Annotated in this window: 1 protein-coding gene; it reads right to left on the reverse strand. The window is 46.8% G+C overall.

Annotated features, from left to right (window positions below; all coding sequences use genetic code 11):
* Positions 1-185: hypothetical protein (locus SCA31_RS25675; RefSeq protein WP_410699745.1), on the reverse strand; the 185-nt coding region annotated here is incomplete at its 3' end.
* Between the last annotated feature and the right edge of the window lie 48 nt (positions 186-233).

The raw sequence follows: 233 nt of genomic DNA on the forward strand, positions 1-233 counted from the left end.
TTGATTTCACAACACTGATTATCCCTTCTCTTGTCCTGGCAGCAGTTTTCTTCTTTTATTCTCGCATCAGGCAGCTGCCCCATAAGACGTCCTTGATCAAGTTCATGTTGATATGGGCGGGAATGGTGGTCATCTACTTGCTGGAAAATTATGGCAGGACGGTGTGGTTTGATGCTAGAGGTCATTCAAACTATATGCTTGTCGGGCCCCTGCTGGGATTTGCCGCTTACATC

It is taken from the genome of Chryseobacterium sp. SIMBA_028 (assembly GCF_046535285.1).
Classification (GTDB): Bacteria; Bacteroidota; Bacteroidia; order Flavobacteriales; family Weeksellaceae; genus Chryseobacterium.